Below are 20661 nucleotides of genomic sequence, written 5' to 3' on the forward strand. Positions count from 1 at the left end.
GCGACCTGTTCATGCGCTCAACCGGCATGCGAGTCTTCCCTCTGCCGACGCATTTCATCGACGCATTCGTTAACCAGCTGCGGGCCGCGATAGATCAGCCCGGAATAAATCTGCACAAGGGCCGCACCGGCCTCGACTTTCTCGGTGGCATTGCTACCATCGAGGATACCGCCCACGCCGATCAGCGGAATGCGCCCCTGCACCCGTTTGCTCATACCGGCCAGCACCGCCGTGGCACGATCGAACAAGGGCTTGCCGGAAAGGCCGCCCATCTCGGCGCTCTGCGGGTCGTCGGTCACCGATGCGTGGTCGATCGTGGTGTTGGTGCAGATGACGCCGTCGATGCCGGTATCGAGCAGCACCTCGGCGATTGCATCGAGTTCCGCTTCGGCAAGATCCGGTGCGATCTTCAACAGCATCGGCTTGCGTTTGCCCTGCTGTGAGCCGAGTTGCTCCTGCGCCTCACGCAACGTGGTGATGAAGCGCCGCAGCGTCGCCTCTTCCTGCAGGTCGCGCAGGCCCTGCGTATTCGGCGAGGAAATGTTCACCGTGATGTAGCTGGCGTGTTGATGCACGCGACGCAGACAGATCAGGTAATCGTCGACGGCCCGCTCGTTCGGCGTGTCCTTGTTCTTGCCGATGTTGATGCCGAGCACGCCGCGATATGCCGCCTTCTGCACATTGCTTACCAATGCCTCGACACCGCCGTTATTGAAGCCCAGCCGATTGATGATCGCTTCATGTCCTGCGAGCCGAAACATGCGCGGCTTGTCATTGCCCGGCTGCGGCAGCGGCGTGACCGTACCCACTTCGATAAAGCCGAAACCCAGCGTGGCCAGTGCATCGAGATGGTCGGCATTCTTGTCCAGACCCGCCGCGAGTCCCACTGGATTGGGAAACGTGATGCCGAAGGCCGTCGTCGGCAGGTCAGCCGGCGGCTTGGCCAGCCAGTGCGCGAAGCCGCTGCGCTGAGCCACGCCCAAGCCATAAAGGGTGAGGCCATGCGCGACTTCGGGATCGAGCTTGAACAGCAGGGGCCGCAAAAAATCGTACATGTTCAGGCCAGGTGTCCCGCGAACACGCGGGTGTCGTAGTCGAAGCTTATCGTGCCGTGCTCGGTACAGGCATCGAATAATTCGCGCAGCGCCTTCAGCATCAGCGCATGCTTGGGATGATCTTCCTTCGGCGCATACGACGATGACATCAGCCGCCCGCGCAGCGCCTCGAAATCCAGCTGCTGGCTATGCGCGAAACGGGCGCTGCCGACAAAGCCCTTGCCGAACCATGCGCGCATACGTGCATCATCGGCATAGCGCTCGGCAACGCTGGTGTAATCCGTACCATAGGTTTGCAGCAGCAACTCGTAGCTTTCCAGAAACGGCGTGCCGGTGAGTCGGCGCGAGTTCCACCAGATCGCCGCCAGACCACGGGGCCTGAGAATGCGCGCAAACTCGCGCCGCGTCGTTTCCTCGTCAAACCAGTGAAACGCCTGTGCCACCGTGACCAGATCGACGCTGGCGTCATCCAGGCCAGTAGCATCGGCGCGGCCATCGATGGTGCTGAAATGGGCGTTGCCGCCCAACCACTTTTCCGCCGCCGCGCGCATCGGCGCATTCGGCTCGACCGCAATCACGCGGTAACCCGCATCGAGCAACATCTTCGACGAGATGCCGGTGCCGGCGCCGATATCCGCGACGAGCCAATCGGTGCTGACACCATGCTCGCGCTGCAGCCAGTCGAGCAGCGCAGCTGGATAGTCGGGGCGATAGCGCACGTAGTCATCGACACGATCGCTGAAACGCGCTGTAGATTGCAGGCTGGTCATTTTATTTGGCCGCGTTTTATTTGACCTTGTTTCATTTGGCCGCGTTTATTTGAATCGGGCATTTCATCGACTCCAAACTTCATGCAACTCTTTATGCGTGCTCAGCCATTGAGCATCTGGCCGCCGTCAACCACCAGTGTATGGCCGGTGATCCAAGCCGCGTAAGGCGATGCCAGAAACAGCGCCGCATGCGCCACTTCCTCCGGCTTGCCGAAGCGACCGAACGGAATCTTTGCCAACGTGGCGCGATAGGCCTCCGGCGCCTCGTGACTGCGTCGCTCCCACAGACCGTCGGCGAATTCGATCGAACCGGGCGCTATCGCGTTGACGCGAATGCCGTGCTTTGCCAGCACGAGCGCCTGCGAACCCGTGTAGTGCGTCAGTGCCGCCTTCACTGCAGCATATGGCGCGCCGCTGCCGCGAGGACGCAGCGCGGCGATCGACGTGGTGTGCAGGATGCACGCATGCGACGAAGCCTGCAGAAACGGCAGCGCCGCACGTGAGGCGCGAACGGCAGCAAGCAGATCCACGTTGATGCCGGACGCCCAGCTCTCTTCGTCATCGCCAAAGCCAAAGCCGGTGCCGTTGTTAATCAGCACGTCGATACCGCCCAGCGCGTCAGCTGCGCCAGCGATATAGCCATCTATGTGAGCAGCCTCGGCGAGATCACAGCGCTGTGCATGGGTAACGCCGCCGAACTCGGCCACCTGTTTACGGGTCTCTTCCAATGCGGCTTCGCCACGTGCGCAGATCGACACGGCAGCACCGGCCTGCGCGAACGCCAGCGCCATGCTGCGACCGATACCGCGGCTACCACCGGCAATGACGACGCGATAATCGCGATAATCAAACGGACTGGATGGCGATAGCTCGGCCATGACAAATCAGTGCCAGAACGTGCCGACGCTGAGGAACAGCACGCCAATAATCACCAGCACTGCCAACACCGCAAAAGCCAGATGCACATAGCCCAGTACCAGTCCAGCGATCGCCATCCCATTACCTTCCACTACGGTTCCTGCGGGAGCGCGGCGTATTTCGCTGCGTGCCAGATGGCCGCAGACGATCGCCACGATCGCGCCGATAAACGGCAGCAGCAACCAGGTGAGAATGCCGAACACCAGGCTGACGATCGCCAGCGTGCTGGTAGTAGTCGACTGGTAGGAAGGTTGATAGCTCATCGGTTAGCTCACGGATGCCGGGTGGGAACAACGCCTTCGTGACTGAAAGGCGGACGATGCATCATCCGCCTTTCTCTATCGCCATTACAGATAGAACTTACAGATCGAACTTGATGCTACAAATCAAATTTGATCCCTTGGGCCAACGGCAGCGAGTCGGAGTAGTTGATGGTGTTGGTCTGGCGGCGCATATAGACCTTCCATGCGTCCGAGCCGGACTCGCGACCGCCGCCGGTTTCCTTTTCACCACCGAACGCACCGCCAATTTCCGCACCCGAGGTGCCGATGTTGACGTTGGCGATGCCGCAATCGGAACCGGCCGCCGACAGAAACTGCTCGGCCGAACGAAGGTTGTTGGTGAACACCGACGAGGACAGGCCTTGTGGCACGTCGTTCTGCATCTCGATGGCTTCGTCCAACGTGTTGAACGGCATCACGTAGAGGATCGGTGCGAAGGTTTCTGTCTGCACGACTTCATGCGAATTGGCAATGCCCGTGATGATCGTCGGCAATACGAAGTTGCCCTTGCGATCGGTCAACGCCTTGCCACCTGTCAGCACCTTGCCACCGGCAGCCTTGGCCTTTTCGATGGCGGCCAGATACCCCTGCACCGCCTCGGGACTGTTGAGCGGGCCCATCAGCGTGGTGGCAAGCGTGGGATCGCCGATCTTGCCTTCGACCTGGCCGTAGGCCTTCACCAGGGTCTCGACCACGCTGTCGTGGATCGAGTGATGCACAAACAGGCGGCGCGTGGTCGTGCAGCGCTGGCCGGCCGTACCGACGGCGCCGAACACGATGCCGGGAATGGCCAGCTTCAGGTCGGCGGTTTCATCGAGGATGATCGCGTTATTGCCGCCCAGCTCCAGCAGCGAACGGCCCATGCGATGCGCCACACGCTCGCCGACCATGCGACCGACCTTGGTCGAGCCGGTGAAGCTGATCAGCGGAATGCGCTTGTCGTCGACAAACGCCTGCGACAGCTCGGTACCAGCGTCGTTGAACAGGAAAAACAGGTCCGGGTAACCACCGGCCTTCAGCGCCTCGTTGCAAATCTTGATCGTGGCGATGGCCGACAGCGGTGTCTTCGGCGACGGCTTCCAGATGCAGATATCGCCAGCAATCGTGGCAAGCATCGCATTCCACGCCCACACGGCGACCGGAAAATTGAACGCGCTGATGATGCCGACCAGGCCGAGCGGGTGGTACTGGTCATACATGCGATGGCCCGGACGCTCCGAGTGCATGGTGGCGCCGTACATCATGCGGCTCTGGCCGACCGCAAAATCGGCGATGTCGATCATCTCCTGCACTTCGCCATCGCCCTCGGGCTTGATCTTGCCCATCTCGAAAGCGACCAGCGAACCCAGCGCATCCTTGTGCTTGCGCAAGGCTTCCCCGCACAAGCGTACCGCTTCGCCACGCAAGGGCGCTGGTGTCGTGCGCCAGACCTTGAAGGCCGCCTGGGCGCGCTCGACGATCTTCGCGTAGTCCGCCGCGCTGGACGCATGCACCGTGGCAATCACCTCTCCGCTGGCCGGATTCATCGGCTGCAGCGTGCCAGCATCGGTGGTTTTCGACCACTCGCCCTGACCGAGATACGTGCCGGACTGCGCGTCCGTGAGGCTGAGCGCATTGAGGATTGCATGGGACATGGATGACTCCTGAGGCGGCGTGGCACCTGCCGGTGCCGTGAATTGAAGTAGCTAGCCCACCATTCTAGCAGGCGGCAAAAGGGAGCCTGACCGGCTGCACCTGCAACACGCACACGACAATCGTCGCTTGGCATCCAAAGAGCGAGGAACTGCCTACGTGACACTCGACCACCATCGGCAAGTTTTTTATGCTCACATTGCCAGGTTGTTTGGCGTCAGCACTTGCTTTGCCGACGCATTACCGGGCTCACGCCTGAACTCCTCCAGTCCCGCCAGGCCGCTATAGAGCAAACCGGCAATGCCCAAGCCAAATCCAAGGAGAATCAGCCCGAAATGACTTGGGCGGTAGTCGAAAAGTACCCGCTGCTTGGCGGCAAGGATCAGGGTCCCAGTAACCCAGCAATACCGGCAATCGCATCAGCACAGGCAAAAGCATCAGTAACCAGATACAAGACCAGCTACCCGTAAGAAATTTAGACAAAAGCACTCAAATCCTTGATTGGCTTGATGTTGGTTTCAACCTTCGTAAAACGGATAACTCAGATAGGCCAACATCTTCATCTCACGCCGACCTCGGGTCACCGTATCCAGTACCAGGCCAGTCACGAAGCTGAGCATGCCCAGCAACATGACGCCCGTAGCCAATATCGCTGTGGGAAAGCGCGGCACCAGACCGGTATGCAAATACTCACTGACCAAAGGAATGCCTAGCACTACAGAACCAACCGCAAAAACCAAGCCGATGGCCGAGAAAAAAGCAAAAGGTCGCTCATGCTTGAACAATTGGCAGATCAGCCACAGGATGCGAATGCCGTCGCGATACGTATTCAGCTTGCTGGCTGAACCGTCCGGACGTCCCCGGTACTCACCTTCAAGATGTGCCACCGGCATGTGCAGTTCCAGCGCGTGAACAGTGAGCTCAGTCTCAATGCCAAAGCCCATTGAACTTGCCGGAAAGGATTTCACGAAGCGGCGTGAAAAAACCTTATAGCCCGACAACATGTCTTGCACACGGTCACCAAAAATCTTTCGTACAGCGCCTGTTAGCATGGTATTGCCAAGCCGATGACCTGCGCGATAGGCGTCATCCTCCGTTTCTCTGCGAATCCCGTTGACGAGATCGCACTGTTCTTCAAGAGCGATATATAGGAGCTCAGGAGCCAAGGACGCATCATACGTGTGGTCGCCGTCGACCATAATATAAAAGTCGGCCTCGATATCCCTGAACATCCGTCGCACCACTGCACCCTTGCCCTGTTGCGACTCATTGCGAACGATAGCTCCTGCCTCGGCTGCAATTTTGGCTGTGCTATCGCTGGAGTTATTGTCGTAGACGTAGACCTTGGCCGCAGGAAGCGAAGCCATGAAGCCGGTAATGACTTTGGCAATCGCGGTTGCCTCGTTGTAACACGGGATCAGTACAGCAACTCTAGGTTGATTCATGGCTTGGGCTCTTGAGCCAGATACAATATGTCATAGTAAGTTGGATCACCCCGTATACAAACATCCCTAATTCGGCAGTTAAGACGCGGCTGGCCAGTACGACGAAATCGCGCCACAGCCGGATCCATGCGAAAATCTCGCCGCTGCCCTCGTAGCTCAGTTGGATAGAGCGGCCCCCTCCTAAGGGGCAGGTCGGACGTTCGAATCGTCTCGAGGGCACCACTGTTTGAATGCAAAGGCCGGCGATGCCGGCCTTTGTCGTTTCAGAAATCTGCCCGACGCCATACGCGTCAGCTCACGAGCTGCACGAGAGCATCGAGCAGCCGGCTTTTTGCCGAGCCCAGTCGGGACGTTTTTGCGCGTAACGCTCATGGCCGGGCTGGTCGTCATAGGGGCGGCGCATCACCTCAAGCAGCTCGTCGATGCCACTGTTGTCGCCCTGCTCGGCAAGATCGATCGCCTGCTGCGCGAGGTAATTGCGCAGCACGTAGCGGGGATTGGCGGCATTCATGCCTGCACGTCGCTGCCCGGTCGATTGCGGGTCACTGGCCAGTCGAGACGTGTAGCGCCTCAGCCAGTCGTTGAGGTCTTCCGTCGCGTCGAGCTTCTTGGCTTCGTCATAAAAGGCGTCATCGAACAACGCGAGGCTCGGAGCGCTGACATCAACGTCGGCCAGTGCGCGAAACCACAACGTCATATCGACTTCGGCCTGTTGCATCAGCGACTGCAGCGACTGCATGAGTGCCACATCATCATCGCGGCATTCGGCCAGTCCGAATTTCGCGGCGATATTGGCGCGATCGGCCATATCGAACGCGGCGGCATAATGATCGAGCCCAGCCTGCAGCGGATCGGTGCTGGCAAACAACGGCGCCAGCGCGCCGGCCAGCCGGCTGAGATTCCACCATGCCACATTGGGCTGCTGACCGAAGCGATAGCGCCGGCGCTGCGCATCGGTGGTGTTGGGCGTCCAGTCCGCATCGAAATTATCGACCCAGCCGTACGGGCCGTAGTCGATGGTGAGACCGAGGATCGACATGTTGTCGGTGTTCATTACGCCATGCACAAAGCCCACATGCATCCAGTGCGCCACCATCTGCGCGGTGCGCTCGCATACCTGCGCAAACCACGTCGCATACACTCCTTCACCGTCGCCCTTCAGCTCGGGAAAGTCACGGCGGATGGTGAAATCCACCAGCCGCCTGAGCAACGCCGTATCACCGCGTGAGGCGGGCAATTCGAAGTTGCCGAAGCGGAGGAACGACGGTGCCACGCGGCAGACGATCGCGCCACGTTCGGGCGCCGCATTGCCGTCATAGAACATGTCGCGCACAACCTGCTCGCCGGTATCGACCAGACTCAGCGCGCGTGTGGTCGGTACACCGAGATGATGCATCGCCTCACTGCATAGGAATTCACGCACCGACGAACGCAGCACGGCACGACCGTCCGCACCGCGCGAGTAAGGTGTCAGACCCGCGCCCTTCAGCTGCAACTCCCAACGCTCGCCCGCCGCATTGATCGTTTCGCCAAGAGAAATCGCCCGCCCGTCACCCAGCTGCCCGGCCCAGTTGCCAAACTGATGACCACCGTAGTTGGCGGCGTACGGCTGCATGCCATCAAGCAGCGCATTACCGCCGAATACCTGTGCAAATTCCGGCGAGGCAACATCCTCGGCGCTGAACCCAAGCGTGTTCGCCATCTCTCGTGAATAGGCCAGTACACGTGGCTGGCTTACCGGCGATGGATCGACGTGCGAATAAAGTGCGGTCTCCACCTGGCGCCGACGCGAGCCCTGCTCCGGGTCGCCCGGCAAATCGCGGATGAACGCATTGTCGAAAGTCGGCTGGTGCATGCGGTGCTGGCCCGGATGGTCAAACCACTCATATGGGGGTGCAGTTGGCCCTCGCCAACGATGCTGGCTGGCGCAACCGCTATAGTCGCGCTTTCTCCGTTGCTACCGTACGACATGAACGACACCGTCAGCCCTTTCATCACCGCCGATTTGCAGCCTGAAGATGCACCCTATATCGATGCCACGCGTCGCTGGGTGGAACGTGCGGTGGTCGGCCTCAACCTGTGCCCGTTCGCACGGGTGCCAATGGTGCAACAGAAGATTCGCTACGCCGTGAGCCATGCGCGCGATACCGACACCTTGCTGGACGATCTGCTGGGAGAACTGCAAAGCCTGAACGCCATCGACGCCAGCGAATGCGAAACTACCTTGCTGATTCACCCCTATGTGCTGGGCGATTTTCTCGACTACAACGATTTCCTCGACAGTGCCGACGCAGCGGTGGAAACGCTGGGTCTGGAAGGCGAGCTGCAGGTCGCCAGTTTTCATCCGCATTACCAGTTTGCCGAGAGTGCACCTGACGATATCGAGAATTTCAGCAACCGCTCGCCCTACCCCACACTGCACCTGCTGCGCGAAGCCAGCGTGGAGCGTGCGATGGAAGCGATGACCGATACCGATGCCATTTATCGCCGCAACATGGACACACTGCAACGCCTGGGCACCGATGGCTGGCAGGCGCTATGGCGCGATAACGCCGAATGACGGCGCGCGACTGAATTCTCCCGGTTCAGGTGCATGACCATCGATGCTGTCATGCTGACGAGTGAAAAATCTCCCCAATCCCTACGCGGAAAGCATCGACCCCAGCATTCGCTGCACGTCATGTGAAGCCATCTGCTGCCGCCTGACGGTCGTGCTGATGCCTGACGATCACGTGCCCGAATGGCTGATCCACCGCGACCTACGTGGCATGGAAACGCTGGCCAAAGGCGAAGACGGTTGGTGCGCGGCGGTGGATCCCAACACCTCCCGTTGCACCATCTACGACGAGCGCCCCTCCATCTGTCGCAAGTACGCGATGGGCAGCCCGAGCTGCCAGGACGAGCGGCAAAAGTGGTATGGCGAGTCGATTCCGACGCAGGTCAATCTGATCTGACGACTGATCTGATGAAGATTCCTCGTTCGTTATTACCAACGAATCAATCGGTATCGAAAATCCGCGCGACTTCGCCAGCATCCATCACTCGCCATTCGCCGAGCGGCAACTCACCCAGGGTGAGTCCACCCACCGAAATACGCTGCAACGTTTCCACATGGTTGCCTGTCGCGGCAAACATTCGTCGTGCCTGGTGATAGCGACCCTCGGTAACGGTCAATTGTGCGTGGCGCGGCGCCAGCACTTCGAGCACGGCTGGCGCCAGCGGCTCTTTTTCCGACTCCAGCATCAACGTGCCGCTGGCGAACAACTCGCCCTCGTCACCGCGCAGATCCTGCGCCAGCGTGGCCTTATAGACCTTGGTTACCTGTGCTTTGGGGGAGATGATCCGGTGCAACAACGCACCATCGTCGGTAAACAACAGCAAGCCGCTGGTATCGCGATCGAGCCGTCCCACGCTGGATAACGCCGGCGTACGCACGCTGTAGCGCGGCGGTAGCAAGTCATAGACCACGCGACCCGGGTCTTTGCGCGAGCAAGTCACGCCCAACGGCTTGTTCATCATCAGCACCAAGCCAATCGGTGGATCGATCGGCTCGTCGTCAATGCGAATGGTTTCGTGCGCGACCACGTCATCGGCATACAGCACTTCACCATCGAGATCGGTAATGCGCCCGGCGCGGAACATCTGCGAGACATCCTTGCGGCTGCCGTAGCCCAGGTTTGCAATCATTTTGACAAGTTTCATCCACGCACTCCGCGAGCTTCGATCACTTTGAAACCATCCTGCATCGTCACCGCACGCACATCGCGGAAACGCTTCATCAACAACGCCTCGTAAGGTAGATGCCGATTCGCCACCAGCCACAGACAACCGTCCGGTAGCAGCGCATCGGCCGCGCTGACGATGAATGCCTGACCCAACGCAGGTAAATCCGCACGCCCCTGATGGAACGGCGGATTGCTGACGATGGCGTCATATTTTTGCGGCAGCCCACTTGTCACATCATGCCAGTGCACCGAAACCTCCACGGCTCGGCCGCTGCTATTACGCGCATTGTCCAGATTGATCTGCGCCGGCACCAACGCGCGCGCCTCGGCTTCGTACAGATCAATCGCGGATACCATCGGACAGCGCGCGATCACCTGCGTGGCAAGGTAACCGTAACCGGCGCCGAGATCAGCCACACGGCCATGCAGATCCGTCGGCAAATGCGCCGCCAACAGCGCTGACGCGCGGTCGATGCGATTCCACGCAAACAGACCAGGTCGACTGATATAGCCGTCCATGATTTCGCGCGGCGCGTCCAGCAACAGCCACTCGCTCAGCAATGACTGATCGATGTCCGTCACGCTTGGCGTACTCCAGAACACACGACATTTATGCTTCGAGAGATGCTGCACGTCACCGGCCAGTTTCGCCAGATCCGCCTCACCCGACTTCGCCCCTTCCGTATTCGGCATGCTGGCAAGCACCATCCCACCCGGCGCCAGATGCCGCAACGCGCGCGCGAACAAGGCTCGTGCCTCCTCGCGCTGACGCGGCGGCAACAGCACGATCAGCGAAAACGTTTCGCCCTCACCCGGCTCACCTACGCTAAACCCATTTCGACCGAGCTCATCCGCAAACGGCATGAAGCTCTGCTCGCATAACCAGCTTTTCGATGCCTTCTCGCGCAAACGCAAGCCCGCACGCGCGCGCAGAAAAAGCACGCGACCGTCCGCCGGCAGACGCAATTCTCCCGTATCAAGTGGTACGAACAAGGCATCCAGCGCCGCATCGGGCGGCGCTGCGAAAACACCGATAGCTGTCACGTGAAGGCTTCAACGCTGAATAAGCGTGACATTGTACGTCGTGGCAAGTTCGGACATCGAATATGACCTAGGGTTGCCTCATGCAGCATTTCCAAGCCATAGGGCGTTCGGCGTCAACTCACGAAACAGGGGCCCGTCTCGCGCACTTCGACGGTGGCCCACGCCGCCGCCGGGCACTCGGCAGCAGCAGCTATCGCCGCGTCCCTGCTGGTGCAACCCAACAGAAAGAAACCGCCGACCATTTCCTTGGCCTCCGCAAACGGGCCATCCTTGAGCACGCTTTTGCCTTCGCGTTGCTGTACGCGCACGCCGTGAGCATCGGGGAGCAACGAATGGCTCGCCGTCAGCAGGCCACGCTCCTTCAAGCTCTCACCGAACGCCACCATTTGCGCGTAAGCCTGGCGACCTTCGTCGGCAGTGCGAGCTTCACGCTGGCCGCGCGGTTCGACGATCAGCAACAAGTAAGCCATGAAATGCTCCTTCGATAGTTTGGTCGGATCGGGTCAATGACGGTAATGGCAAAATCGTCGACAGCATAGATCCATTCGCGATAGCCCCACCGATCAGCCACAGGCGGCGGCGCGCTTCAGCAGCAGTCCGTGTTCGCAGGCATTGCCGGCGAGCGCGGCAGCCCGCAGGAATTCATCACGAGCCTCGTCCACACGCCCCAGCCGGTTCAGCAGGTCGCCACGTACGCTGGGTAACAGATGGTAGTTATCCAGCGCAGATGCCTTGACCAGCGCATCGACCAGATCCAGCCCCGCCTGGGCGCCGAACGCCATCGATACCGCTACGGCACGGTTCAATTCGATGACCGGTGACGGCGTCAGCTGCGACAACGTTGCATATAGCGCAGCGATGCGCGGCCAGTCGGTTAGCTCAGCGGCCAGCGCGCGTGCATGGCAGGCAGCGATCATTGCCTGCAGGGTATACGGGCCGGCGGGTCCGACTTTTATCGCGCGCTCCAACGCATCGAAACCGCGCTGGATCAGCAGGCGATCCCAAAGCGAACGGTTCTGCTCCAGCAGCAACACCGGATTCCCTCCAGCGTCGATGCGGGCTCGTGCACGCGATGCCTGGATTTCCATCAATGCCACCAGCCCATGGACCTCAGCCTCGGTCGGCATCAGTCCAGCCAGCACACGACCCAGGCGCAGGGCGTCCTCGCACAGGCCGGGACGCATCCAGTCGTCGCCAGTAGTAGCCGTGTAACCTTCATTGAAAATCAGATAGATGACTTCCAGCACCGATGCCAGGCGCTCGCCCAATTCGGCGGCTCTCGGCACCTCGAACGCCACCTTCTTTTCAGCCAGCTGACGTTTGGCGCGCACGATGCGCTGGGCGATGGTCGGCTCCGGCTGCAGGAATGCGCGGGCGATCTCGCTGGTCGTGAGTCCGCCGAGCAGGCGCAGCGTCAATGCCGCGCGTGCATCGGTGGAAAGCACCGGATGGCAGGCCACGAACATCAGGCGCAGCAGGTCGTCGCCGATCTCGTCATCCATAGCATCCTCGATGTCGGCCGTGCGCTGCTCCTGTTCGGACTCCAGTTCGTAGCCCAGCTGTGCGTGCTTGCGTTCCAGCAGCTTCTGGCGGCGCAGATGATCGATGGCACGGCGTTTGGCGGTGGTTGTCAGCCACGCCGCCGGGTTGTCCGGAACACCGGTTTGCGGCCAGGATTCCATCGCAGCCACCAGGGCATCCTGCGCCAGTTCCTCGGCAACACCGACATCGCGCAGCATCCGTGCCAGCACCGCAATCAATCGCGGTGATTCGATGCGCCAGAGCGCCTCGATGCGGCGCTGAAGATCGGTCGACGTCATAGCCGCCGATCAAACCATTGCCGACTGACCGATGCAAGTGTCGGAAATGCGACACGGACTCACGATCTCGAACGCAGCCGCTGCTCCTTCTCGCGTAGTTCCGGCGTCAACGCCTCACCGAAATCCTCCACCTCGAACACCTGACGAATCTCGATTTCGGATTCCCCGTCGAACGGATTGGGGCAGCGCTTGACCCATTCGATCGCCTCATCCCGCGAGCGCACCTGCCACAACCAGAAGCCGGCGATCAGCTCCTTGGTTTCGGCAAACGGACCATCGACCACGGTGCGTCTGGCACCGGAAAAAACGACCCGTACACCCTTGGAGCTGGACTGCAGTCCCTCGGCGGCCAGCATCACCCCGGCCTTGACCAGCTCCTCGTTGAAACGACCCATTTCCGCCATCCGCTGCTCACTGGGCATCGTGCCGGCTTCTGAGTCCGGCGTAGCCCTCACCATCACCATGAATCGCATCGTCGTGCCTCCCGTGTTGGACCATGCCTCGAATCTTGCTCTCGAACTAACTGTGACTTGCAGCCTTCCTTGCCGTGAAGTCGTCTATACGTCGTCGTATTCGTCGTGTCGGCGCCACCATAGGTAGGGCGCGGTTTGCGGATGGCCGCTGGGTGAATTTTCCCAATCCTCCTGGCGACCCAGTGGAGTCAGATCGAGCAGCGTCCAGTGGCTGCCGAGTGCCTCAACGCCGCGCCCGGTAGTGAAATAGGTGCGAAAGACATCCGTGCCATCTCGCAGAAACACGCTTAAGCCGAATGCTTCGCCCTGATCGGAAGTGACCCCGAAGTCGGTGTTGAAATCGCTGTCGATCGACGAATACCAGGGCACCGTCCAGCCCATACGCTGACGGTAAGCCAGCAGATTTTCCAGCGGCGCGCGCGACACCAGCACCATTGAAGTCTCGCGGGCATGCAGGTGCGCGGATTGCCCCAGGTTATCGACGAACATCGAACAACCCGGGCAACCGGCGATCGGCCAACCGTGCACGCCCGACGCAAACATGAAGTGATAGAGGATCAATTGGCGGCGACCCTCGAACAGGCCCAATAGAGAAGCTTCGCCTTCGGGCGTGTGGAACCGATAGTCCTTGTCGATACGGACCATCGGCTGACGACGCCGCTCCGCAGCCAACGCATCCCGTGCGTGGGTCGCTTGCTTCTCTTTCGCCAATAGCTGCTGGTGTGCGATCAGCCATTCGTCTTTCGACACGATGGGAGGAAGATTCATGCGTGTACTCCGGTTGGCAACGGCTTAGCCGTCCTTTTCGCAGTTGACCATCCAGGGCGTACCGAAGCGGTCGGCCAGCATGCCGAAACGGGCGGAAAAAAAGGTCTTTTCCATTGGCATCCGTATCTCGCCACCTTCTGTCAGCGCTGCGAATATGCGCTCGGCCTCGGCGACGGTATCGACATTGAGCGATATGGAGAAACCCTTGGCTTGCTCGAACGGTTGATCAGCCATCCAGTCACTGCCCATCAGCTGTTGATCGCCGAAGGTCAGATGGGCATGCATGATTCTGTCGCGCGATTCGGCCGGCATCGCACCGCAGCCAGGTGCCTCGCTTGCCCGCACGATCCTGTTCATCGTGCCTCCCAAGCACTGCTCGTAGAACTTGAACGCTGCCTCGCATTGGCCATCGAAAAACAGATAGGCAATCAATTTCATGGTGTTCTCCTTGATAAAACCTGTGTGATGTATTGCAAGCATTAGCCTCAACAGACGTGCATCGCCGCAGTGAATTCAAGCCGGGAAAGGCTCACGCCAGGCTTCCAGTTCGTTCAGGCGGTTGTGCCAATCGCGCATGTGGCGGAAATCGTCCAGCGGGATGTGTGCATGCTCTGCATAGGGCAACGTGATTGCCACGGTGAAATCCGCCACGCTGAGTTGGTTACCGACCAGCCAACGACGGCGCTCCAAATGCGCATCAAGAACGGCGGCATAACGGCGGAACTGCTGCTGTGCATCGGTGACAACACGAGGATCGGGATCACCGAGACCGAAGCGCGCCTTGATGATGTATTCGAAATACAGCTCCCCGGCATAGCGGTTGAAATGCTGCGCTGCCCAGCTCAACCAGCGGATGATCTCGATCTGCCGCTCGTCCTGTGGCCAGAGGTCCGAGCTGGCGCGCATGGCCAGATGGCAGGTGATGGCATCGGCCTCCCAAAAGACCCGATCGTCATCGACCAGTGTTGGCACATGGCCGTTCGGATTGACCGCCAGATAATGTGGTGTCTTCTGTTGGCCACGACTGAGATCGAGAAAAATGTACTCGACGGGTATCTGCAGATACTTCGCCACGGCGCAGGCCTTGCGCGGGGAAAGCACGTCTGAATAGTAGAGTTTCATGATCGGTGACCCTTTGGCTCGTGAGTTCAGGGCTGCTCTTCGGTGGAAACCGCAGGCCTTCTCAGAAAGAGCCAGAAATCGACTCTATGCCTCCATGACGAACGGGATCGACCCGAATCGACATCGTCATGGATTCCATTGAGCCCAGGACACGGAACCGGCCCAGGCAAGCACCGAAAGCCCCGGATTCTGCTTTGACTTCAGCGCATCTGGGCGAGGGTTGCAGCCGGACGAATCTTGTCCGGACGGGTGAATGCGTTGTTCCAGACCACCATGATGGGTTGGAACCTGATGCGAATGCGCAACATTCTGGCTGGGAGCGCAAGATGAGACGGAGTTGCCTCGACCGCCGCCGTAAGGCGCCTGTCTTGCATACGAAAATGGGGCGAGACGGTCTTCGACGATCAGAAAATAAAGTGGCCCGCGTGATGTGAGTGCGCGGTCGGTGTGTTTTTCAACGGCACGCTAGGGCGTATAGCCAATCCGCGCACCTGCGTCGGCAGTCCCGGGCACCTGCGCAGCCGGTAGCAAGTGATCACCCACAATTGAGTGAGCCGGGCATGTCGCCATGTGATCCACGGCACGCCAACGCCAAGCAAAAGTCACCATGTCACGCATGCTGTCTGTCGCAGGGGCTGCCATAGCTCCTGCTGGCATCAGCGGTCAAAGCATGAAGCGCGACGCCAGGATGCTTAGCGCGAAGAACTGCGCCAGCACTACCCAAACACCGAGCGTGATGCGTTCAGCCGTGTCATTCTCCTGTCGCCTCAATGCAAGCCATAATGCGAAGGAGATTAATGTGTAGCGTCCTTCAATCAACCAGGATGCCGCCAGATAGAAAGTGGCAAACGGAAAAAGCAGCCAGCCCTGCGGAGCGCTGAACTGCGTATGGGCCAGCCCGCAAGCTGCAATAGTTGCGACTAGGCCGAATCCCCACCAAGCCCAGTGATTTCGGGCAACTGCAACAAGCACGGCGTTGTGCAGGAAATGATCTGCCGCCATCAGGTTGCCAATGGAGGTGACCGCGAAACCCGCAGCATAGATCGCAAAAACTGCCAGCGGAAGCAGTAACCACCAAGAATTTGCACATGCAGCCAGCGCGAATCGCCGTAAACCACTCCCCAACTGCAGCGGGAGGAAGATCCCCGCAACGAAAAGGAAGAAAAACGGATTACCCCAATGGAAGCTGGCGTCCGGATGGATATTGGCCATGGCATTTGCGAAAACGATGGTGCCGTTCCATGCCCAGTACGCCAAGAATAAAAATGTTGTAGCGCAATATGGCCACGCGATACGAAATACCTCGGATGCCGCAAGCCAAGGCCGCCAGTGTGTCTCCCGCAAGATAGGCCATAGTGCATACATAGCCAGGAAGCCCGCCCACACGACATCGTTCTGCCGCACTGCCATTGCTGCGATCAAGACCACCGCAGCCCACAGATGACGATCACGCAACGTAGCCCAGAATGCGGCGAGTACCAGTGCTACCGACAAGACATCCGTGTAAGCCAGGAAGCAATATGGATACAGCAGTGGAAAGAACAGGAACTGTGCAACTGTGCGCGACAAGTGCTCCTGCACCAGCTCTCGTCGCACCAGATAAAAGAACACGCCGCCCAGCAGGCCAAAGCACATGTTGACTGTTCGCGCACCAGCCAACGACTGGCTACCGAACAGTTTCATGATGCCAGCTACCAGCAAATGGTAACCGGGGATATAACTCATATTGGCATTGACGTCGTGCAAGTCACCGTGAAGGAAACTGACAATCTGCGCCGTGTGCGCCCATTCGTCGACGATCAGCGTATTCGTTTCGCGTGCGCGGATCACAGCCACTAGCCAGAACAAGGCAAGCAATAGGCAACCCGCCATATACAGATATCGAGAAAAGGCAAAGCTCGCTGTTTGCTGTACACGAGGACGCCGCATCTTCGCCGGTATTTGAACCATCGTCTCTGGTAACCACAGTCTTAGACTGCTTAATCATCGCATTGCTTCATTGCAGTGCAAGAAGAACCTGTTCAACCCAGCCGCCATATGAGCTGGCGGAAATTCCCGGCTCAACACCGTTTTGTCATATCAGGCAGGGTGGCGGATACCGGCGCCAGCCAGTACCCCTGAGTTGATTCAGCGCGTGGCGCCCACTGTGGATACCTGCACTGGCAACTCATCCATCATCTGCTTGGCCAGCGGCTGGTAGCCACCTTGGAAATGGTGGTCTCCCTTCTTCGGATGCATGACGATCCACTTGGGCACGTTCGGCTCGGTGCAGACGGTGTCATCCGCATCGTCGAGGCCGTAGTAGCAGACCACCGGTAGCTTGTTGTCGAGCGCCTGCAACGGGGGCATGGCGTCGTATTCCTTGATCGGGTTGATGCTTTCCATCAATGACTTGAAGTGGTCCTGAAACCAGCCCTGCTTGATCATGTAACCCTGGAGCTCAATTTCAAAATTGATCTCTTTGCTCGGTGCCAGCAACACCATCTGGGTGATACGCGCTCGATTGGCGGGGCTGAGCTTGCTGACGAGTGTGGGCAGCAGATCGGCACCGAAGGAATAGCCGATCAGCCAGATGCGCGGCTTGTTCCATGCCGCGGTGTACTTGGTCATCAGCGCATCGAGTTCAGCAGCGGATTCGTCAGCCGTGCGGTTGCGCCAGTAGTACTTGAAGGTGTTGATCCCGAGCACGGGAATGCCACGATCGATGAAAGCGATGCCCAGGCGTCGATCCAGATCGGCCCAGCCGCCGTCGCCGGAATAGATGATCGCCATTACGTCGCTTTTGCCAGCCGGGGGTGGCGAGCTGAAGCTGCTCACTTGCATCGGCACGGCAACGCTTTCGAGGCTGACGCGCGCGAACGGCTGCCATATCAGCAACACCACCGCAGCAACGACGACCACGACGGCCAGCACAACCAGCTTCTTGCGTTTCATCGGCCTGCTTTTCATCGACGTACAACACCCGTGAGGCCGCCAGCGATGAGGCTGGCAACGTTGGTTAGAATCATTGGCAAAGCGATACCACCAGGCACAGCCATGTAACGCGGTTCCCATTCCGGATCGAACTTGTCCTTGTAGCGCTGCAGCCCGCGGAAGTTGTAGAAGCGCTCGCCACGTCCGAATACCAGAGCGCCGAAGCGATTCCACAGCGGCGCCTGCCGCCGGTTCTGCAGGCCGGCCAGCGGCGCCATGCCGAGGTTGAACCAGCGATAGCCCTCATCCTTGGCCCATTGCATCAGCTCCACGAACAAATAATCCATGATGCCGGTGGGGCCATCGGGCAAAAAGCGCATCAGATCGACCGAGGCTTCCTCACGTGTTTCCGTCAGAAAAAGGTTGGCAAAGGCCACCAGCTTGTCGTTCTGCCACACCAGCGCCATCGGCGTACGCACCAGGTAACGCGGGTCGAACGCGCCTAGCGAAAAGCGCTTTTCGCGTCCGCGCTTGTCGCCCATCCACGCATCGGAAATCTGCTTGATCTGCGGCATCAAAGCCGCGACCGCCTCGGCCGGCACGATCTCCAGCCGCAGGCCATCACGACCGAGTTTGTTGACCGTGTTGCGCAGCACCTTTTTCGATTTGCCGTCGAGGTTGAAACCGTCCAGACGCACGCGTGCTTCTTCGCCGATCTTCAGCAGGTTCATGCCCACTTCGAGATACAGGTCGAGATCCGCCGGGCTGACCTGATAAAAAACCGGCCATCCACCTGCGCGTTCGCACTGTTCCAGAAAAGCCCATACCAGCTCGCGGCGAACATCCTCATTCGCGCCTACCGGATCGCCCATCGTGACCCAGCTGCGGCCTTCAATGTCGTACATCACAAACGCCCTGTGTTCGGCGTCGAACAGCAAGGTCTTGTCACCCATCAGCGCCAGATGCGCCTGCGCCGATGGAAACTGCTTGATCAGTGGCAGCGCCTGTGCCAGCTCCGTTTCCGTGGGAGGTTCGCGATGCAACTTGACTGGCTTGATCAAACTGGCCAGCGCAAACAGCATGCCCGCCGCCGCCGCCGCCACCAGCGCTCGCAGCGCACGCGGCGCACCACCTTCATGGAAGCTGAATTCCCACCACAGGCTGTTGCTGTAGTCGACGTGCTTGAAGCTGAACGTTACCAGCCACACCGCGCAGCTCAGCACCGCAAGAATCGCCAGAATCCAGCCCAACGAAAACGTGGTGCTGAACAGCGAAGCGCGTCGATAAAACAACCGGTGCGCCGGCGCCAACGCCATCGCCAGCAGGGTGAGCAGGGTCGCTTCTTCGTAGTCGATGCCCTTGAGCAGCGAAAAGATCGCACCGGCCACCAGCAGGATCAGCGTGAGCACATACGCCGCATCGAGCCGACGCTGCAGCCCACGCGCGAGAATCAGCAGCAGCATGCCGATCACGCTGGCCAGCAGATGCGACACCTCCAGCACAGACAGCGGGAGTACCTCGCGCAGCATCTCCATGCGGTTGGGCAGCGCACGCGTGGCGCCGGAGAACAGCAGTACCGCGCCGGAAACCAGGGTCAATCCGGCAAAAAACGATGGCAACAAGCCGGTGAACCACGGCGACAGCAGCGACTTCTCACGGATGCCGCGCGCCTCTCGCTGCAGCACCATCACGATGGCGCCGCACAGCGGCAGCAGATAGTAGACCACCCGAAACACCACCAGCGCGCCGAGGATGGGCGCCGCCAACGCCTCGTTGCCGGTGGCACCAAAGCCGGCCAGCATGATCGCCTCGAATACGCCCAACCCGCCTGGCACATGACTGATCAAACCGGCAATCTGCGCGATCACGAAGATCGCCAGGAAATGCCCGAATCCGTTGTTGAGCTGATCGGGCATCAGTATGTACAGCACCGCCGCCGCCAGACCCCAGTCAAACGCGCCGATCAGGATCTGCCGAAAGCCGGTCGATACCGAAGGCATGTTGATGCGCAGGCGAAAAATTCGCAGTGGCCGATGCAACAAACCGCCGGCCAGCCACAGCAGCGGCACCAGGGTCAGCGCCAGCGCAATCGGGATACGCAGTTCCGCCATCATGCGTAACGGCGCCATCGGGAAATCCAGCGGCAGCGGTATGCACAGCAAAGTGACGCCGGTCAGTGCCAGCAAGCCCAGCCAGAAGCTGGTGGTGCAGAACAGCACCACCTTGGCGACCTCCGCGGTGGTCAAGCCGTTCTGTATATAGAAGCGATAGCGGATCGAACCCGACACCAGCAGCGACATACCCACGGCGTTGCTGAAGGCGTAGCTGATAAACGAGATCAAGCTGACCCGTCGCCATGGCAGCTTTCGCCCGATCGAGACCAGCGCGTAACGGTCGTACAACGTCATCACCGCATAACCCAGCGCGGTGAACAGCGCAGCCAGCAGCAACCGCGGACGCGACAGCCGGTTCACGTACTTGCGTACCTGGTGGTAATCCACCTCTTTGGCCAGCAGATGCAGCGCCCACAGCGCCAGGCACAGCATGGCTACCGAGAACAGCGGCCCGGCCAGCCGACGCAGTATCACCATGCGCTGGCTTGGCGGTGCCAGGGCCTGCTCGGCGCTCAAAGCCGGCTCAATCTTTTCCTGCTGCACGTCTTGTGGCTCTGCGCCCTGTGGCTTCACGCGACGAC

Annotated in this window: 20 protein-coding genes and 1 tRNA gene; 3 read left to right on the plus strand and 18 right to left on the minus strand. The window is 59.8% G+C overall.

What is annotated here, in order from left to right; genetic code table 11:
- Nucleotides 1–17: 17 nt before the first annotated feature.
- The 6 genes from HDE79_RS16525 to HDE79_RS16550 all read right to left on the minus strand — a co-directional run bounded on the left by HDE79_RS16525 (nt 18) and on the right by HDE79_RS16550 (nt 6101).
- Nucleotides 18–1055 (minus strand): quinone-dependent dihydroorotate dehydrogenase, encoded by a 1038-nt coding sequence (locus HDE79_RS16525; RefSeq protein WP_184603453.1) that lies wholly within the window; start codon nt 1053–1055, stop codon nt 18–20.
- A 2-nt stretch (nt 1056–1057) separates the two neighbouring features.
- A complete protein-coding gene (locus HDE79_RS16530) occupies nt 1058–1825 on the minus strand; it encodes a class I SAM-dependent methyltransferase (protein ID WP_184603455.1) in 768 nt (255 codons plus the stop codon).
- Nucleotides 1826–1926: 101 nt separating this feature from the next.
- On the minus strand, nt 1927–2703 hold the full coding sequence (locus HDE79_RS16535) for an SDR family oxidoreductase (RefSeq protein ID WP_184603456.1): 777 nt from the start codon (nt 2701–2703) through the stop codon (nt 1927–1929).
- 6 nt (nt 2704–2709) lie between these two features.
- On the minus strand, nt 2710–3006 hold the full coding sequence (locus HDE79_RS16540; RefSeq protein ID WP_184603458.1) for a DUF4190 domain-containing protein: 297 nt from the start codon (nt 3004–3006) through the stop codon (nt 2710–2712).
- A 116-nt stretch (nt 3007–3122) separates the two neighbouring features.
- Complete coding sequence (locus HDE79_RS16545) at nt 3123–4658, minus strand: aldehyde dehydrogenase family protein (RefSeq protein WP_184603460.1); 1536 nt, start codon at nt 4656–4658, stop codon at nt 3123–3125.
- Nucleotides 4659–5174: 516 nt separating this feature from the next.
- Nucleotides 5175–6101 carry a glycosyltransferase family 2 protein gene (locus HDE79_RS16550; RefSeq protein ID WP_184603461.1) on the minus strand — a complete coding sequence of 309 codons (927 nt, stop codon included), beginning with the start codon at nt 6099–6101 and terminating at the stop codon, nt 5175–5177.
- Between the two features lie 145 nt (nt 6102–6246).
- Between HDE79_RS16550 and HDE79_RS16555 the strand changes: the two genes are divergently transcribed.
- A tRNA-Arg gene (locus tag HDE79_RS16555) sits at nt 6247–6323 on the plus strand.
- Between the two features lie 73 nt (nt 6324–6396).
- On the opposite strand, the gene HDE79_RS16560 is transcribed toward HDE79_RS16555, so the two are convergent.
- Nucleotides 6397–7956 (minus strand): YdiU family protein, encoded by a 1560-nt coding sequence (locus HDE79_RS16560; RefSeq protein WP_184603463.1) that lies wholly within the window; start codon nt 7954–7956, stop codon nt 6397–6399.
- 114 nt (nt 7957–8070) lie between these two features.
- Here HDE79_RS16560 and HDE79_RS16565 point away from each other — a divergent pair, with 114 nt between their 5' ends.
- Together HDE79_RS16565 and HDE79_RS16570 are read left to right on the plus strand one after the other, a co-directional pair.
- Nucleotides 8071–8661 (plus strand): DUF1415 domain-containing protein, encoded by a 591-nt coding sequence (locus HDE79_RS16565; RefSeq protein ID WP_184603465.1) that lies wholly within the window; start codon nt 8071–8073, stop codon nt 8659–8661.
- A gap of 61 nt (nt 8662–8722) precedes the next feature.
- Nucleotides 8723–9055, plus strand: a complete 333-nt coding sequence (locus HDE79_RS16570) for a YkgJ family cysteine cluster protein (protein ID WP_184603467.1) — start codon at nt 8723–8725, stop codon at nt 9053–9055.
- A gap of 43 nt (nt 9056–9098) precedes the next feature.
- Here the strand turns inward: HDE79_RS16570 and HDE79_RS16575 are convergent, their stop codons facing one another.
- From HDE79_RS16575 to mprF, 11 genes are all read right to left on the minus strand, one after another.
- On the minus strand, nt 9099–9803 hold the full coding sequence (locus tag HDE79_RS16575) for a pseudouridine synthase (protein ID WP_184603468.1): 705 nt from the start codon (nt 9801–9803) through the stop codon (nt 9099–9101).
- Entirely contained in the window at nt 9800–10870 is a 1071-nt protein-coding gene (locus tag HDE79_RS16580; protein WP_184603470.1) for a class I SAM-dependent methyltransferase, read from the minus strand. The genes HDE79_RS16575 and HDE79_RS16580 overlap by 4 nt, the downstream gene beginning before the upstream one ends.
- Before the next feature lie 113 nt (nt 10871–10983).
- Nucleotides 10984–11340, minus strand: a complete 357-nt coding sequence (locus HDE79_RS16585) for a YciI family protein (protein WP_184603471.1) — start codon at nt 11338–11340, stop codon at nt 10984–10986.
- A 93-nt stretch (nt 11341–11433) separates the two neighbouring features.
- Nucleotides 11434–12690 carry an RNA polymerase sigma factor gene (locus HDE79_RS16590; protein WP_184603473.1) on the minus strand — a complete coding sequence of 419 codons (1257 nt, stop codon included), beginning with the start codon at nt 12688–12690 and terminating at the stop codon, nt 11434–11436.
- 59 nt (nt 12691–12749) lie between these two features.
- Nucleotides 12750–13163: a YciI family protein gene (locus tag HDE79_RS16595; RefSeq protein ID WP_184603474.1), complete on the minus strand. Its 414-nt coding sequence runs from the start codon at nt 13161–13163 to the stop codon at nt 12750–12752.
- An 84-nt stretch (nt 13164–13247) separates the two neighbouring features.
- Nucleotides 13248–13931: a DUF899 domain-containing protein gene (locus HDE79_RS16600; RefSeq protein ID WP_184603476.1), complete on the minus strand. Its 684-nt coding sequence runs from the start codon at nt 13929–13931 to the stop codon at nt 13248–13250.
- Nucleotides 13932–13955: 24 nt separating this feature from the next.
- The gene (locus HDE79_RS16605) at nt 13956–14369 is read right to left on the minus strand and encodes a VOC family protein (RefSeq protein WP_184603478.1); all 414 of its coding nucleotides are present in this window, start codon (nt 14367–14369) and stop codon (nt 13956–13958) included.
- 75 nt (nt 14370–14444) lie between these two features.
- Nucleotides 14445–15053, minus strand: a complete 609-nt coding sequence (locus HDE79_RS16610; RefSeq protein ID WP_184603480.1) for a glutathione S-transferase family protein — start codon at nt 15051–15053, stop codon at nt 14445–14447.
- Between the two features lie 663 nt (nt 15054–15716).
- Nucleotides 15717–17003 carry a hypothetical protein gene (locus HDE79_RS16615; protein ID WP_184603482.1) on the minus strand — a complete coding sequence of 429 codons (1287 nt, stop codon included), beginning with the start codon at nt 17001–17003 and terminating at the stop codon, nt 15717–15719.
- Between the two features lie 177 nt (nt 17004–17180).
- Entirely contained in the window at nt 17181–17987 is an 807-nt protein-coding gene (locus HDE79_RS16620) for an AcvB/VirJ family lysyl-phosphatidylglycerol hydrolase (protein WP_184603484.1), read from the minus strand.
- A gap of 11 nt (nt 17988–17998) precedes the next feature.
- Nucleotides 17999–20653 (minus strand): bifunctional lysylphosphatidylglycerol flippase/synthetase MprF, encoded by a 2655-nt coding sequence (gene mprF / locus HDE79_RS16625; protein WP_343205990.1) that lies wholly within the window; start codon nt 20651–20653, stop codon nt 17999–18001.
- Nucleotides 20654–20661 lie beyond the last annotated feature (8 nt).

Origin of the sequence: Rhodanobacter sp. MP1X3 (assembly GCF_014207165.1) — a bacterium.
In the GTDB taxonomy this organism is placed as follows: domain Bacteria; phylum Pseudomonadota; class Gammaproteobacteria; order Xanthomonadales; family Rhodanobacteraceae; genus Rhodanobacter.

What these genes read in the sequence shown, in the direction of transcription:
- HDE79_RS16560 (WP_184603463.1), bottom strand. Translation starts at nt 7,956, where the DNA reads ATGCACCAGCCGACTTTCGACAATGCGTTCATCCGCGATTTGCCGGGC.
- HDE79_RS16575 (WP_184603468.1), bottom strand. Translation starts at nt 9,803, where the DNA reads ATGAAACTTGTCAAAATGATTGCAAACCTGGGCTACGGCAGCCGCAAG.
- HDE79_RS16540 (WP_184603458.1), bottom strand. Translation starts at nt 3,006, where the DNA reads ATGAGCTATCAACCTTCCTACCAGTCGACTACTACCAGCACGCTGGCG.
- HDE79_RS16605 (WP_184603478.1), bottom strand. Translation starts at nt 14,369, where the DNA reads ATGAAATTGATTGCCTATCTGTTTTTCGATGGCCAATGCGAGGCAGCG.
- HDE79_RS16535 (WP_184603456.1), bottom strand. Translation starts at nt 2,703, where the DNA reads ATGGCCGAGCTATCGCCATCCAGTCCGTTTGATTATCGCGATTATCGC.
- HDE79_RS16585 (WP_184603471.1), bottom strand. Translation starts at nt 11,340, where the DNA reads ATGGCTTACTTGTTGCTGATCGTCGAACCGCGCGGCCAGCGTGAAGCT.
- HDE79_RS16610 (WP_184603480.1), bottom strand. Translation starts at nt 15,053, where the DNA reads ATGAAACTCTACTATTCAGACGTGCTTTCCCCGCGCAAGGCCTGCGCC.
- HDE79_RS16615 (WP_184603482.1), bottom strand. Translation starts at nt 17,003, where the DNA reads ATGGTTCAAATACCGGCGAAGATGCGGCGTCCTCGTGTACAGCAAACA.
- HDE79_RS16620 (WP_184603484.1), bottom strand. Translation starts at nt 17,987, where the DNA reads ATGAAACGCAAGAAGCTGGTTGTGCTGGCCGTCGTGGTCGTCGTTGCT.
- HDE79_RS16530 (WP_184603455.1), bottom strand. Translation starts at nt 1,825, where the DNA reads ATGACCAGCCTGCAATCTACAGCGCGTTTCAGCGATCGTGTCGATGAC.
- HDE79_RS16550 (WP_184603461.1), bottom strand. Translation starts at nt 6,101, where the DNA reads ATGAATCAACCTAGAGTTGCTGTACTGATCCCGTGTTACAACGAGGCA.
- HDE79_RS16545 (WP_184603460.1), bottom strand. Translation starts at nt 4,658, where the DNA reads ATGTCCCATGCAATCCTCAATGCGCTCAGCCTCACGGACGCGCAGTCC.
- HDE79_RS16600 (WP_184603476.1), bottom strand. Translation starts at nt 13,931, where the DNA reads ATGAATCTTCCTCCCATCGTGTCGAAAGACGAATGGCTGATCGCACAC.
- HDE79_RS16590 (WP_184603473.1), bottom strand. Translation starts at nt 12,690, where the DNA reads ATGACGTCGACCGATCTTCAGCGCCGCATCGAGGCGCTCTGGCGCATC.
- HDE79_RS16565 (WP_184603465.1), top strand. Translation starts at nt 8,071, where the DNA reads ATGAACGACACCGTCAGCCCTTTCATCACCGCCGATTTGCAGCCTGAA.
- HDE79_RS16595 (WP_184603474.1), bottom strand. Translation starts at nt 13,163, where the DNA reads ATGCGATTCATGGTGATGGTGAGGGCTACGCCGGACTCAGAAGCCGGC.
- HDE79_RS16525 (WP_184603453.1), bottom strand. Translation starts at nt 1,055, where the DNA reads ATGTACGATTTTTTGCGGCCCCTGCTGTTCAAGCTCGATCCCGAAGTC.